The organism is Bacillus sp. UNCCL81, assembly GCF_900112535.1.
GTDB lineage: Bacteria > Bacillota > Bacilli > Bacillales > Bacillaceae_G > Gottfriedia > Gottfriedia luciferensis_B.
In genome coordinates this window covers 577,762-592,955 of the sequence record NZ_FOMF01000002.1, presented here as the reverse complement: position 1 = coordinate 592,955, position 15,194 = coordinate 577,762, and the positions used below count along the sequence as shown (strand labels likewise).

At 31.7% G+C, this 15,194-nt stretch carries 16 protein-coding genes; 3 read left to right on the top strand and 13 right to left on the bottom strand.

The annotated features are described in order from the left end of the window. Window positions 1-111 precede the first annotated feature (111 nt). Window positions 112-567 carry a DinB family protein gene (locus tag BM319_RS03005; RefSeq protein ID WP_025568833.1) on the top strand — a complete coding sequence of 152 codons (456 nt, stop codon included), beginning with the start codon at window positions 112-114 and terminating at the stop codon, window positions 565-567. Between the two features lie 245 nt (window positions 568-812). On the opposite strand, the gene BM319_RS03000 is transcribed toward BM319_RS03005, so the two are convergent. From BM319_RS03000 to BM319_RS02945, 12 genes are all read right to left on the bottom strand, one after another. Further along, window positions 813-1,472, bottom strand: coding sequence for a peroxiredoxin (locus BM319_RS03000; RefSeq protein WP_091021276.1), 660 nt, complete (start codon window positions 1,470-1,472; stop codon window positions 813-815). 264 nt (window positions 1,473-1,736) lie between these two features. After that, window positions 1,737-2,126, bottom strand: a complete 390-nt coding sequence (locus BM319_RS02995; RefSeq protein ID WP_091021275.1) for a YidH family protein — start codon at window positions 2,124-2,126, stop codon at window positions 1,737-1,739. A gap of 110 nt (window positions 2,127-2,236) precedes the next feature. After that, window positions 2,237-2,464: a sulfurtransferase TusA family protein gene (locus BM319_RS02990; RefSeq protein WP_091021274.1), complete on the bottom strand. Its 228-nt coding sequence runs from the start codon at window positions 2,462-2,464 to the stop codon at window positions 2,237-2,239. Between the two features lie 26 nt (window positions 2,465-2,490). Beyond that, complete coding sequence (locus BM319_RS02985; protein ID WP_091021273.1) at window positions 2,491-3,618, bottom strand: MBL fold metallo-hydrolase; 1,128 nt, start codon at window positions 3,616-3,618, stop codon at window positions 2,491-2,493. A gap of 121 nt (window positions 3,619-3,739) precedes the next feature. Then, entirely contained in the window at window positions 3,740-4,099 is a 360-nt protein-coding gene (locus BM319_RS02980) for a rhodanese-like domain-containing protein (protein WP_091021272.1), read from the bottom strand. A gap of 129 nt (window positions 4,100-4,228) precedes the next feature. Further along, window positions 4,229-4,489 (bottom strand): metal-sensitive transcriptional regulator, encoded by a 261-nt coding sequence (locus tag BM319_RS02975; RefSeq protein WP_025568839.1) that lies wholly within the window; start codon window positions 4,487-4,489, stop codon window positions 4,229-4,231. Between the two features lie 27 nt (window positions 4,490-4,516). Beyond that, a complete protein-coding gene (locus tag BM319_RS02970) occupies window positions 4,517-4,864 on the bottom strand; it encodes a rhodanese-like domain-containing protein (protein WP_025568840.1) in 348 nt (115 codons plus the stop codon). A 682-nt stretch (window positions 4,865-5,546) separates the two neighbouring features. After that, complete coding sequence (locus tag BM319_RS02965; protein ID WP_069033055.1) at window positions 5,547-6,707, bottom strand: murein hydrolase activator EnvC family protein; 1,161 nt, start codon at window positions 6,705-6,707, stop codon at window positions 5,547-5,549. Window positions 6,708-6,974: 267 nt separating this feature from the next. Then, complete coding sequence (locus BM319_RS02960) at window positions 6,975-7,787, bottom strand: VOC family protein (RefSeq protein WP_069033054.1); 813 nt, start codon at window positions 7,785-7,787, stop codon at window positions 6,975-6,977. Beyond that, window positions 7,787-8,899 carry a flavin monoamine oxidase family protein gene (locus tag BM319_RS02955; RefSeq protein WP_091021271.1) on the bottom strand — a complete coding sequence of 371 codons (1,113 nt, stop codon included), beginning with the start codon at window positions 8,897-8,899 and terminating at the stop codon, window positions 7,787-7,789. The genes BM319_RS02960 and BM319_RS02955 overlap by 1 nt, the downstream gene beginning before the upstream one ends. Before the next feature lie 217 nt (window positions 8,900-9,116). Then, on the bottom strand, window positions 9,117-10,505 hold the full coding sequence (locus BM319_RS02950) for an aminotransferase-like domain-containing protein (RefSeq protein WP_139226472.1): 1,389 nt from the start codon (window positions 10,503-10,505) through the stop codon (window positions 9,117-9,119). Between the two features lie 165 nt (window positions 10,506-10,670). After that, window positions 10,671-11,138, bottom strand: a complete 468-nt coding sequence (locus tag BM319_RS02945; RefSeq protein ID WP_091021269.1) for a hypothetical protein — start codon at window positions 11,136-11,138, stop codon at window positions 10,671-10,673. A gap of 195 nt (window positions 11,139-11,333) precedes the next feature. Between BM319_RS02945 and BM319_RS24530 the strand changes: the two genes are divergently transcribed. Both BM319_RS24530 and BM319_RS02940 read left to right on the top strand, forming a co-directional pair. Next, window positions 11,334-11,510 (top strand): hypothetical protein, encoded by a 177-nt coding sequence (locus BM319_RS24530; RefSeq protein WP_175403464.1) that lies wholly within the window; start codon window positions 11,334-11,336, stop codon window positions 11,508-11,510. A 179-nt stretch (window positions 11,511-11,689) separates the two neighbouring features. Next, complete coding sequence (locus BM319_RS02940; protein WP_025568846.1) at window positions 11,690-12,391, top strand: FHA domain-containing protein; 702 nt, start codon at window positions 11,690-11,692, stop codon at window positions 12,389-12,391. Window positions 12,392-12,880: 489 nt separating this feature from the next. Here BM319_RS02940 and nagZ read toward each other — a convergent pair whose 3' ends face one another. After that, the gene (gene nagZ / locus BM319_RS02935) at window positions 12,881-14,524 is read right to left on the bottom strand and encodes a beta-N-acetylhexosaminidase (RefSeq protein WP_091021268.1); all 1,644 of its coding nucleotides are present in this window, start codon (window positions 14,522-14,524) and stop codon (window positions 12,881-12,883) included. Between the last annotated feature and the right edge of the window lie 670 nt (window positions 14,525-15,194).

Here is a 15,194-nt window from a genome sequence, read left to right as displayed (position 1 = left end):
TAGTAACATACATTTAGCTATCAATTAACAAGGGGATATTTTTAATGTCTATTTGACACTTCCATTACATCGTAAGTATAATTATCGGATGGAAATAAGGAGGATAATCTTATGCAATCACAAAGTCTAATCAAACAATTTCAATTTGTTCGCATGGGCACACTGAAGAAATTTGATGCCATTACAGAGGAAATGGCAGATGTAAAGTTAGATGGTTTGAATAACACGCTTCGTTGGCAACTCGGTCATATTTATACGGTCACTGAATTGGGAATGCATTTGGGCAGCCCTGAAAAAATGCAACTTTCGGCTCGTTATAAGGAGCTCTTTGGAAATGGTACGAGTCCGGCAAACTGGACAGGCGAAATACCAACATTACAAGAAATAAAAGAACAACTTGAAAGTCAAATGGCACGTGTAGTTGAAGTGGCTAATGAAACAAACGAGGCTGCTGCACCATTCGAGATTGCTAATTTTAAAACAGTAGGCGAAATGGTACATTTCTCTATTAGTCATGAAATGCTTCATCAAGGTCAAATTATCACAATGACAAAATTGACAAAATAAACGATCATCTTTTGAAGAGATTGAAAAAATTGAGTAAAAAAAATGAAATCAAACAAATGATTTCATGGATTTCAAGTTGTTGAAAAACGAATTGGACAAGAAAAAATGCTGCGATTTTCCGCGGCATTTTTCTTTTATGAATTTTCTAATTAAAAACTAAAAGTTGAAATGGATTTTCCCCCTTTGCAACACTAGCTTACAACTTTGAAAGATTCATAATTATCGATTGTTTTCCTTTTATTAAATTACTTTGAACAAAACCACCAATCATAGCATTGAATCTGTCCTTCTTTTGATTGTTCCATACGTTTATTTGCATCCTGAATTGTATTTGGTGGCGGCATAATTAATCGTTCACCTACAAGTTCATTTTCTGGCCAGTTTGCTGGTGTCCCTGCTTTATTTGCATCTGCTATTTGCAATGCTTTTACAGCTCTTATAATTTCATGGATATTGCGTCCAACATTATCTGGATATGTCAATATTAACCGTATTTTTCCTGTCGAATCAACAATAAAAACACTTCGAACAGTTTTTGTGCCAATCGTCGGATGAATCATCCCTAATCTAGAAGCTATTTTGCCAAGGCTATCTGCTATGATTGGAAAAGTTATTTCTACATTAAGATTTTGCTTTATCCATTCAATCCATTTTATATGGGAGTAAACTTGCTCAACAGATAATCCTATTAAATAAGTATTCAACTTCATAAATTCAGGCATCATTTTTTGAAATGCTACAAATTCTGTTGTACAAACTGGAGTAAAATCACCTGGATGACTAAATAATACATACCAATGTCCTTGAAAACCAGTTGGAAGAACTAATTCACCAAGAGTAGTTTGAACTTTTAATTCAGGAAACAAATCACCTATAAATGGTTTTGTAAGCTCATTTTGCTCCATTACTGTACCTCCATTTTAAAGAACTATCTTTGTGGTACTCAAAGCTACTTATTATTTCTTAATAGATTACATTAACTATTCTTTTTTTATTTTTTAAGGAATACTATCATCTCTAATCATATTCATAATGGTTCATTTAATGCTACTAACTTTAAATGCCCTATTAAGTTTTGGTTTGTTACATTATATAGAGATATTTAAAACTATAAAAAAATGACCCTCAAATCGAGGATCATTTTTTAAACCTTAATAATAATTAGGAATTTAAAACATTCCCCAAACATCTATATAATAAACTCCAAAAATTAGAAAAATAAGCACTAATGAAATCGATAAATAAAACACGAGTATCCTTGAAAATCTATATGTTTGATTATTAATATCATTTCCTTTTATAAAATAACTAATAGTTGATATTATTAAAGCGAAAATTCCAACTATAATTGATGATAAACCAATTATCTTTGATAGTGTATCCCCTAAAATTGCACTAGACGATAGAGTAGCAAAATGGAGATTAGTAATTAAAAAACCTACTCCCATAATTGTTATACATGTTCTTACCCATGCAAGATACGTTCTTTCATTTGCCAAATGTTGTTGTATATATTTAGACTCAGTTGTTTCTTTCTGTTTTTTTAATGTATTATCCATGCTTATACCTCTATTTTAAGTAACGTGTTTTACAATTCTCTTTTGCCCTTCGAATAATTTTTTTATATAAAGAAAGGCGCAATTAGCCGTGCGCCTTTTACTTTATTTAATTATCCCTTTCTAATCCAAAATTTAAAAATATTATTATCCTCTTCATATTTTAACAACTCATGGCAACCAGATGTCGCCCATGCTGAAAGATCATTTTTCGCTCCTTTATCAGTAGCATGAATTTCTAAAACCTCACCAGATTCAATTTCATTCATCGCCTTTTTTGATTTTACGATCGGCATGGGGCAAGCTAACCCTTTCGCATCTAGTACTTTTTTACTGTCCATTTTCTATTTCCTCCTAAAAATTATTGTTAGCGAACTGCACATCGATTTGGTCCGTTTTCCATTTCACGTTGTTTCTCAATATTTGGAGTAATTTTCCCCATATTTGTTTCACGAATTTCTTGATATGCATTTGGTTGTGGTGGTAAATTTTCAGTCACAATTTTTCTAAATTCATCTTCATCTGCAATATTTAAACCGTGATTATTTGCAAACAATGTACCTAACTTTTCAGATACACTTCCATCGTCATTAAGCTCATCGATTATCATAAAGTGAGCAGGAAGTACAATTAATTCCTCTGATAATTCTCTATAGCGTTTGTATAAACTTTCTCTTAAATCACCTACCCAATCTTCAGCCATTCCAGCTAAATCTGGGCGTCCAATTGAATCAATAAATAAAATATCTCCTGATAATAAGAATTTTTCATCTACTACAAATGAAGTCGAGCCAATTGTATGTCCAGGTGAGTATATTGCATGAATATTGATTGATGTATTACCAATCATCACATTATTACCACCTTCTAATGGCGAGTAATTAAAAGTAACATCTGTTGCATCTTTAGGTGGTAGCCAATATGTTGCATTTGTTTTTTCTGCAATGATCCGTCCCCCTGAGATATGATCTGCATGTAAATGAGTATCAAATACGTTTGTAATTTTTACACCTTTATTTTCAGCAAAATTTAGATAGATATCAGTCATTCTCGTTGAGTCAATAATAGCCGCCTCTCCATTTGAAATAACCATATATGAAAGACATCCTTTACCGATTCGAACAAACTGATAAATTTCACCACCATCATTTAAGTCCCCAATTTTTATAGGCTCTAAATACTCACTCCACTCTTTCATGCCACCTTTTAAATATGAAACAGTTAAACCTGCATCCGATAGCATTTCTGCAACCATAATTGATGAACCTTCTTTTGCACATACAACTAAAATATCTTTATTAGTGGGAATTCCATCTAAAATTTCATCAACACCATCTAATAAGTCGAAGTATGGTACATTTAAATAGTCAAATTTCTCTCCCTCAACTTTCCAGTCTTGAAAATCAGATTCGTTTCGCACATCTAAAATAAAAAGTTCTTCTTTATTAAAAACTTTTTTAGTTAATTCTTTTGCAGTCATTGTATTTACAACCATTCCATTACCCCAAGTGGTATATTTTTAATTAAAAAAAATTAAAATGAATTTATTTTTTGATAGATTTCTAGAAATTGATTTTGCCGTTATTTCTTTCATTGTAGATCTTCGACTAATGTTTTTATTTCCAAAGACTCATGCCGCCTTTTACATTTGTCACCTGTTTAAAACCGTGTTTTTTAAGCTTTTTACTTGCCTTTTTACTTCTCATTCCACTTTGACAAATCACTACGATTTCTTTGTCCTTTGAAAGTAGGTTAATCTTCGAATCCAATACATGTAGGGGTATATTTTTAAAACCACGAATGCTGTTGGATTTATATTCACTAGGTGTTCGAACATCAATGAATTGTTTATTTTTATTTTTTAGCTCATTTTTTAATTCTGTAATTGAAATCTGTCTAATCCCCTTTATCGGCAGAAAACTCTTTACTACTATTAAGAATAAAAGTCCTGTGATGATATATTTCAAATTTTCCATTTAGACCCACCTTTTTAAATAAATAAATTCACATTTCCTTTTTCTGCATCAGCTAAATAAGCTGCTACATCTGAAAATTATACACATACCCATATGGGTATATAATATTCTAAAAAAAATTAAAGCTTTTTATCTACTTTTCACTAGCATGTTGACTGCTTCTGTCATAACTTCTTTCGTTTTATTACCATTTTTATCTGCTTCTAAAACACATTCAACTAAGTTAGAACTTACTACTACTCCAATCGAACGATCGACTGCTGAACGAATAGCTGATAATTGGGTTACAACTTCTTTACAATCTTTATTTTCATTCATCATTCTTAATATTCCTCGTATCTGTCCTTCAATTCGCTTCATTCTATTTTTCATCTTCTCGTCATATTTCATGTATTTCCTCCTTCCTAACAGTTTGAATTACTTACAATCACAAGTAGTCAATGAATAACCTATAATTTTAAAGCCTTTTTTTCTAAGAAAACGAATACCTAAATTTTTTTCAAGTTTATTTGAAGCGACAATATGAATTTCAATATTTGAAATATCTTTATACGATCTTTTTAAATAGCCTATAGGAATATTCAAAGCATTTATAATAGGCATTTTATTGGACTCATTATAATCTCTTACATCTATAATTTGAGTTGTTGATATTTCACTTGTTATAGATGATGAATCCACACATTTAATATCACGTATTGGAAAGTACCTAATATATAGTTTTCTTAAGCTCAAACCAATTATCAATGTTAAAATTAAAAACAATTTGATACCTCACTTACTAAAAAATATTATGTTACAAAAGTGATTATATACCCTGTGGGGTATATCGTCAATAATTTGTTTTTAATATAAAATGATTTTGCTCCTTAAGCCTACATAGACGAGCGTCTACAGAAGCACCGCCTTATACTCCTTCTACTATAATTATTTTTCATTCATTATTATCCTCCATTATATAAAGTCCGGTTGTAGCATCTTGAGAATTTCATTTAATACCTCTAACTATTTTGAAAATAAAATAAACAATAATAGAAATTACAAAAATTATTATTAAAGCCGGTAAGACTGCAAGCAAATTTTTTCCTCCTAATATTTATTGCTCAGAAGTGTTTAAACAAATATATATTTTATTTTGTAATTTTTTCTTATAAAACAATACTGCAAGAAACTAAAATGGAAGTTAATGATCCCTCCCTCCTCACCGACACTTGTCCCACAAAAAATGGTGAACAACACATTGCTGGATCAAATAATTGAAAAAATATAAAAAATAGCCGAGAATCAACTCGGCTATTTAGATTCATAATATATTTCATAAGAAGTTTGGTTACGAATATCGATTCCTACTTCTTCCTGCATTAATTTCATTTGGATTTACACCATATCTTCTATTCCAGCAGATGTATGAAAATTTATGTGTGTGGAGGAATAGTTTTATAAAATCCTAAAACTTAATATACTTCGCTGGATTTACAGCGTTTGATTTTGCTTCATTCCATTGTCCATCATGTAATTCAAAGTGAAGATGTTGTCCAAAAGAATGCCCAGTATTTCCCATCGTTCCAATTTTTTGTCCTTTTGAAACAGTTTGCCCTGTTGAGACTTGATACTTTTGCATGTGAGCATAAACTGATGTAAATACTTTTCCATTGATATTATGTGTAATAAAGACAACATTACCATAACTAGATGAATGGTAAGCTCGTATGACAACGCCATTTGCTACTGAGACAATCGGTGTGCTTCCATTTTTTGCAATATCTACGCCAAAATGCGTTTCATGATCAAATGAACGATATCCGAAACCTGAAGATACATATCCTTCCGCTGGTCGAGTAAAATCACCACCTGTAATACTTGAAGCGGCTTTTATTGCTTTTTCCTGATCTTTTAATAGGTTTTCCTGTTCTTCTAAACTCAAAATATCTTGTTCCTTTTCATTTACATCATCCTTAAGTTTGCTTAATATTGCCTTCATTTGAGTTTCTTGATTAACAAGTGTAAGTTCTATATTTTGAAGATCTTTTTTATCATTTTCTAACTTATTTTGAGTTAACATTAAGTCTTTCTTTTTTAATTCAACTTTTTCTAAATCGTTCCGTTGGTCCTTAACAATGTCTTGATCTGCATTCATAAATTTACCAATAGCATTTATTCGCTGAACTAAATCACCAAAACTTTTTGCATCAAAAATAACATTTAAATATGAGTTATTTCCACCCGATTTTTGTATTGTAATTAAACGATTATTTATAATTACTTGACGCTGATCTAACCGTTTTTGAAATCCTTCTATTTCAGCTTGTAATTCTTCTATTACTTTTTTACCATTTATTATTTCTGCCTCTTTTTGGCTCATCTTTATTTTTGCATTCTCAATGGATAAGTTAATTGAATCTAAAGAGTTTACTAACAATTTTTGCTGATCTTTTAATTGATCCATCTCATTTTTCGCTTTTTGCGCTTCTTTTTGAACTTTTACTCGTTTATCTTGAATACTCTTAATCTTTGTATTTGGTAAAGTCTCTGCAAGTACACCTTTTGGAAGTAAAGTGAGTGATAAACTTGCAGCTACTAATATTAGTTTATTAATAATTCGTTTCATCGTTTTCTCCCTAAGCTTGACATATACTTATATATGTTAACTTAGAAATGTAACAATTTAATGCAAATTAGACTACACTCTTTTTACAAGTTTTTTACAAGCTCTTTGCAACACTAAAAAAAATAATTAGTAAATCATATAATCATAGTGTACTCAACCTGAGTGATTGAAATCTTAAAAATTTCTAGAAACATAAAAAAAAGCGTCAAACCGCTATCGTTCCAACGAATTTGACGCTAATATGTAATGGGTTCACCTTTAAATAAATTATTGGAACTTCCAATAACCATCCAACATTTCAAAAAAGTGATTTTGATTCGTATGAGAAAGGTTTACTAAAAAAGGTGTCTGCCCTTTTTCTTTTAATACCGTAGCAGCCGGACCATCTCCAATAGGTGTACAAAATAATAAATTAGTTCCGTTCAATTTTAATATTCTACACCGTGCATTGATTTCGGAATCAGTGAACTCTTCTTCTTGTTTAAGGCCAAACAAATTCTCCCAAATTTCTAATGTCTTATCTAAATTATCTACAACAAAACCAATGCTTTCCAATTTGGGTTGACCTATTATATGTGATCCGATAAATCCTTGTTCCTCTAATTCCGAATGCCTTTCTTCATCTGATTTTTCCCATTCAATAAAAAATGGTAACTTAACCTTTTTTTCCGGATATTCTGGGAATAACAATGACCATCTGATTACTTGACCATCAGCACGAACTCTCTCCCCAGTAAGCGGTCCATATACTGTAAGTCCTTTTGCTTTTAGTTTACTTGCTAGTTCATCAATTTGATTCGTTCTAATTGCTACTGTCGCAGGTCCTTCCCGATTTTCTTTTGCTAGCTGTTCTACGATTTGCGTAATTAATCGATTTTCCTCATGTTTTTCAGCTATTGATAAAACTTCAATTCCTAAAAATTCAATATAACTTAAGCCAAAATAAGTTAGGGTATTATATGTACCCCAAGATTCATGACGCCCTCCCTTTACAACATGAATTCCTCTTTCCTTTAAGGGTAAAATTGCATTCTCTGGTTTTTTGAAGAACCAAACTAGGTGATCAAAGTATAAATCCATTATCGTACTCCTTTCAATCGATAGTTAATGATTTCAGCAACCGCCTTTTCAGCTGACAAAAGAGCACCTTCAAGATGTCCACTATAATCTGAATTCGTCTCTGTACCAGCAAATATAATTTTCTTTCCCCACATGCCTTCTACTGAGAGTGGACCATAGCTTTGGTAATTTTTAAGAGGACTTAAGTCCTCCTCAACAGTAGTTTCAGAATCTGTGGACCAATCTTTGTAAAAAATAGCTTTTACGTTTTTAGCTTCACTTCCAAAGAGTTTAACTAATTGGTCAACAACCAATTTTAAAACTTTATCCTGACCCATTTTTTTACGTGCTTCTGGTGGCATTCCAAAGAAACCAAATAATGCACCAGAGCCTTTAATAGGAGAGGCATCATATATTTCTTCTAAGGGACCAACTACACTCAATACGTATCCAGAAAGTCCTAATTCTCTCCAGAAGGGACGATCATAGACTGCTACTACTTTGGCCTGTCCCGCCATCCACGTAGGTTTTTTTACGATATCAGTAATAAGATTTGGATGAAGTGAAGGTGAAAATTCAATGTGTTTCGCCACAAGACGTGGTGGCAATGCCAAAATAACAGCATCTGTAGGAAATTTTTTTCTCATCCCATTAGAAAGCTCTGCTTCAACTGTGATATTACCAGATTCATTCAGTTGAATTTTCTCAACTCGTGTCTCCAACTCAACTATTTCTGAGGGTATTTTGTCTGCTAGAGCATCGATAAGAGACTGCACACCTCCAGTTAATCTAAGCCATTTTTCGTCTGAGTTTTCCTTCAGTACACAGCGTTCTGGTGGTTTTATTTGAAAACGTTCTATTAATATTTCGCCTTTCATATATTGTTCAAATGTTTCTAAATTTAGTTCTTTTACAAGGTTAGCTATATGATTCTCAAACTGTGGCCAAAACCACGTAGGGCCAAGGTCAAATTTGCCTAGGTCCGGTCTGTTTAGATCAGAAGTACTCAAAACCCTACCACCAATCCTATCTCTTGCTTCTAGAACTCTACATTTAATACCTTTTTCAGTAAGTAGTGATGCAGCACGTAGACCACTTAAACCTGCACCAACTATAATTACAGGATTGTCCATATATTGTCCTCCCTCTGACAACGTCAATATTGTATAAACGTAATTTAATCATAATTCTAAAACGATTAATCTCTAACCCGTAACACATTCAATCCACTTTCTAGAAAACTAATTCTACTTAATAATTCTATTTTTCAAACATCTTAACACGCACAAAAAAACCATACAACATTATAATTGTGTGGCAAACAATTTAATAAGTGTATGGTAATTGATACTACTTAAGATCTTGTAGTAATCGTTCAAGAATCATCAATCCATGCTCAAGCTCTTCAAGCGTTTCTGGTGCACAGACGGAAACCCTAACAGCCCGCTCTGGACAACTTTTTCCAACCACAAAGCGTTCCGCCGCATACACTTGTACCCCTTGTTGTGCAGCTAACTTTTCAAATTCAGCACCTGTGAGTTTTCCCGGTAACAGTAACCAATGAAATATACCTGTTTCAGTACCTAAACAGGTATAGTCTGACAAATATTTATTTACGACTTGATTTCTACGAATGGTTTCTTCACGATGAATCTTAATTATGTTTTCAAATTGATTCGATACAATTGTACGTGCCGCTAGTTCTGAAAATAAAGGGGAAACTGATATATTTAGATTATAAAGTGCCTTTGAAATTGCCTCTTTGAATCGAATAGGCACAGCAACATAGGCTAAGCGTAACCCCGGTGCTATTGATTTTGATAAACTCGCAATATAGATACTGTGTTCTTGTGCAAATGATGCTACTGCTGGAATTGGTTTTTCATTAAGGAGATTATATGTCGCATCTTCAATAATGAACTGATTATACTTTTTAGCTATTGCTGCAATTTTTTTACGATTTTCAATAGACAAACAAGAAGCTGTCGGATTATGATAATCCGGAATCAAATAGATGCCTTTAATATTGTCATTTTTACAAGCATATTCAAAAGCATTTGGACTCATTTCATAATTCTCTGACTTAATTGGTACGATTTGTACGCTAAGCATCGCTGCAATCGTTTTTAAGCCAGGGTAAGTATGATCGTCAGCACCAATGCGATCTCCAGGCTTACAAAGACTTGCCAGTGTAGCAGCAATCGCATTTTGACCCCCATTTGCAAATAAAATATGATCAACTGTTGTTTCAAATCCACCTCTTAAGATTAGCTTTATAGCTGCATCCTTTTGCCACAAACTTTCCCCTGCTCTTCCGTATCCAAACCATTTTTCATAATCTGACTCTTGCAGCATGTTTTTCAGTTGAAGTAATAATGGCTCATATGAAGCAATATCAGGAAGTGTCGCACCCATCTCAATTAAATGCTTCGGCTTAGTATCTTCAAGTAAATACGCATTCGATAATGCATCATAAGATACAAATGTCCCACTTCCCACTGTTGCACTTAACAATCCCTTTAACTCGCAGACTTTAAACGCTTTTGAAATTGTACTAAGATTTAGATCTAAATAATCGGCCAGTTCACGCTGTGGGGGAAGTTTAGTCCCAGGTAATAAAACGCCATTTAAAATATCTTTTTCCAATTGCCCTGCTATTGCCTGATAGATGGGCTTTTTATTTTTATCAATCGATGGCTTCCAACTCATCGGATAATTTTCAAAAGAATTAATTGACATAATATGCATCCTTTTTTCACACAATTATATAATTGTGTGGTTTATAAAACAAATATAATTTCTATCGACTTTTATGCAAGTATGCCTTGCTATAGTCTTCAATTCCAACTGATATTATGATATAACCAATATAAAAACTCCCCAACATGGCAAGGAGTTTTTTCTTCATTTATTTCGTTCCAGAAAATCTTTAACTCCTTCGAAATGATGCTTCATTTTTCCATCGATTTTCTCAAGAATAAAATGACCGTCTTTTGCAATGGGACTACTTTGTGTTTGATGTGCATCAATTGAAACAGTATAGTGACTCGAACTCATCTTCATTGATGATAAGTTATGAATATGTTGCCCAACATCATAATACAACCAATCGATTGCATGGTAGTAAGCATTCTCTATGGTCATGAAGACTGGGTGTAGAAAAAGTTTACTTGTTGGAATCAGTAAACCTACTACAACTACTCCGAACCAGACTAGTACCACTTTCTTTCCTATCTCTATGGCCAAATGAGCGAACATGAATCTTGAATCAACAAACGATTGTCGATTTTTCGTTTCCTTTTGAATGAGTTTGTGATGACCCTCGATCACTAATTTTTGTTCATATGGATAATACGTTGCAAAACGTTTCATCAGTGGCATCCTCTCTTCCATAAAACACTATTCATTCATCACGTTTCTCTCTATTAAACGATATGAGACAACTGGTAAAGTATTCTTACAAATGTCTTCACCTCTGCTTTTACTCTTCTGGCATACTCATTTCTTTACATGATTCTAAATAAATACATGAACAAATTCCAATACTAATCTTAAGAGGTGATTTTAATGGGTAAATGGAATGAACAAGCCGCAGCGAATAATAATTTGCCATCTAGCACAATCCGAACATCTGAGCTTCTGTTAGGCAAGAAAGCAGACCATGAATTTTCAGAAGACCTTTCTGATGGCGGAGAAAGAAATGAAAATATTGAAAAGCTGAATAAGAATTCTAAACTGAAATAATTGTAAGTATGCCTCAATTAACAGAAAAAAGAGCTAATCGAATACATGACGATTAGCTCTTTTCAATTTGCATATACAAATTAGAAGACACAATAAACAATCAATTATCTTTACAAATTAGTTGCATATGATATACTCTTTTTTGGTTTAACTAGATTAGTTTTCAAAGGAGTAACTTCATGAGTATTCAAAATGTGTATCTTTCTATAAAACAAGGAGAAACAGCCACAAACCAAAATAGAATTCCCATTTCCTTTAATGAAACGTTGCTAGGTCGTACGTGGGGTGATGATTTCCCAGATATTCCTTTTACAAGTCAATATATTTCAAGAAAACATGCTTTAATTAGTTTCGATAAAGAAGAAAATTACACCATCGTTGATCTCATGAGTAAACATGGAACACAAGTTAATCATATTTCTATAGAGAAAAATAAACCATTTTTCCTTCGTGATGGCGATTGTATAAGTCTTGCAAGTGGTGCCGCTGTACTTATTTTTCATAATCTATCAGAGCAGAACCTTGGAGACACACTTGATATGCCATTAGTTTTAGATAAACAAATAAACGATAGCATTGGAATAACTGTAAATGTAGTTAAAAGAGAAATTTTAATTGACGGCGTAAGAATCCATCTAACTAGTAAAGATACAGAATTATTTTTGTTGTTATATCAAAGAGCCAATAGCGCAGTTAGCTATAATGAAATTAAAATAAATGTTTGGCCGGAACGAATGACGAAAGATATTGAGCAGCCTGATGTAGGACGGGAAGAAATTAATACCCTTTTATATAGATTACGTAAGAAATTAGGTAAATACGGACATAAGATTATATCTGTTCCTCGATATGGTTATATGTTTGAACAAGAGGATATGTAATAGAGTAAAGAGTGTAGTAATTTTAAAAATTCTACACTCTTTTTTTTCAAATTAACTAAAAACAATTACTTATTTTGCGATTATTTATATAGCTTATAATAAATTAGCTCTTACTTTTTTCTCTATAATAGTTAATTCAATATATATTGCAATAAATGAACATAATGAACCAACTACCAGAAATATTGCGCATACATATACAGGTAGAATTAACAGAATGTACGCTAATATAGTTCCAACCACGATTAATAAATAAAACAATACAATTCACCCTTTTTCGCATTGATCAAATTAAATCAAAATCGACTTATAAAAAATTATGTACTCATGTAAAGATATTACTTCATGCTTTCTTACTCAATATCACATTGATAACAAAACACTAACATTTAAAATTACAATTTCAGAAAAAGAAAAAACCTGCTCCGATTCAGGAACAGGTTGATAGTTTGTTATTTTACGTATTTACTAACCACTTAATTACTCATATTATTTATTAACATTATTAGGATTGTAAATTGAATAATGATCCAATACAATATTTGTCTTCTTTAAAGGAAAAACAAATTTAAGCTTTTTTGATCCAATTGAATACGTTATGATTTTTTCATTGTTTGAAGTAGTAACTTCTGAACTAGGTGAGCCAAAATAATTTTTTATATTATTGATAGTTAAAGAGTTTAACTGTGGATCAAAAGAACGTAATTCAAATATTAAATGGCTTTTTTGATAGCCAACTACTACGTTTCTCTTTGTGTAAGTATTATATGTTCCTTTAGCAGCGGCGACATATACACTACTGTTTTCTTTTCCCCATTTTTCCTTTACCCCGTCAATAGTCGAATTCGTTACATTAAAATTTGCATTGATAATTTTTCCTTCATTCGCCTTTGTTGAAATATTTTTTAAGAGTAAGTACTGCTTATTACTAGTTTCATTGTTATAAGTAACTGCTTTCTTAATTTGATTATTTAAATTTGTCACATTTACAGGTTGAACTTTATTATTGTTAAGTTTATATTTTTGTTTTAAAGTTAAAATCTTATAGACACTTTTATTGATTGTGTCTTCTGATATTTTGTGATTTTGCACGGCTGAATAGATACTATTGTAGATGGTTTTAACGTTTTCATTTCCATGTCCAATCAATATTATATTACTTCCAGCATTAATAGAAGTAACCGCTGCGTTACTTAAGTTATAGTGTTTCGCTATAGCGCCCATTGACATATCATCCGTTATGACAACCCCATTATAACCATATTGTTTTCGTAAAAGATCAGTTATCACCGCTTTTGACATAGATGCTGGATACTTTGAATCTACCTTTTTTACTACTATATGAGCTACCATCATCATATCCGCATAATTTTTTATTGCATTATTGAATGGAATTAACTCAAACTTTTTTAAACTTGCTAGGTCTTTATTCACTATAGGAAGTTCTAAATGAGAATCTACTGATGTATCCCCATGCCCAGGGAAATGTTTAATGACAGGAATTGTGTTTCCTTTATGAATTCCATCCATCATTCCAATACCAATATTTGAAACAATACTCGAATTTGTACCAAACGAACGATCTCCAATTACTGTATTTTTAGGATTACTTTGTATATCGAATACTGGTGAAAAATCTGTATTGAATCCAAAGGATGATAGTTCTTTTGAAATCATATTACCTATATTATATGCGTACTGCATATTATTTTTATTTCCAATTGTTCTCGCAGAAGGTGTATTTAAAACAGCTGAAGGCATGCGATTTACCCTACCGCCTTCTTGATCGACAGAGATAAACAAAGGTACCTTGTTATTTTTGTTGTATGTTTTTATGTCATTTGTTAAGTTTACTAATTGACTCGGACTTTTTATATTCGTTCCAAAGAGAATTACGCCGCCTAACTTATAATTTTTTAAAAGAGTATCTGCATTACTTGATGTTGTTCCGTCAAAACCAGCGATCATCATTTGTCCGATTTTTTCTTTAAGAGTCAGTTTATTTAGTTCAACAAGTATCGGGTCAGTTTTTGAAACACTTTCATTTTTCTGAGCCTTAGCTTCTATACAACCAGATAATAATATGAAACTACTAATCGCAATCATTGTTAATTTTTTAAAATTGTTTTTCATATTTTCACCTCTAAATTCAATATGATGTATGCATTATTGACCTTTATCTAATCATAGCAAATAAATGTTTCTAAAATATAAACTTTTTGTATCAAATATATGATTTAATACAAATCTAATCTTGATCCAGTAATAGTTTTATAAATGTTACTCCGACATCAAATCAGCTATTTGAGAATGCTCGTTCTAAACCTTAGAATCTCACTAATTTTCTACAAAAAAAGGAGAATCCGTATTTTTTTCTATATGCTATTAATTAATACAAATATACCCTTCCTGTAAATATTTTTATAATAAGTCGAGAGCAAACACTAATCAGTTATTCATTTTAAATTAGTTCGGTAGAGATAAAGATAAAATAAAATTAATTTAATATGTAAAGTAAAAAAAGCTAACTAATTTGTTAGCTTTTTCAGAGTGTTGAAATATAAAATGATCAATAGGGAAAACGGACATTAAATGAACATTTAATAATGATGAAATTATCATTTTCTGTATGATCTTGTAATGGTTTTAAATGTTAATATGTTCGAGCAATTTTATGATTCCAATAACACTAGACATATTTTTCAGAAGTAAAAAAATTATGAGCTTATTCTTAGAAAAACAAATCATTTGACTAATTTAGTTTAATGTTCGATATTAATAGAACTACAAACTGATTAATAAA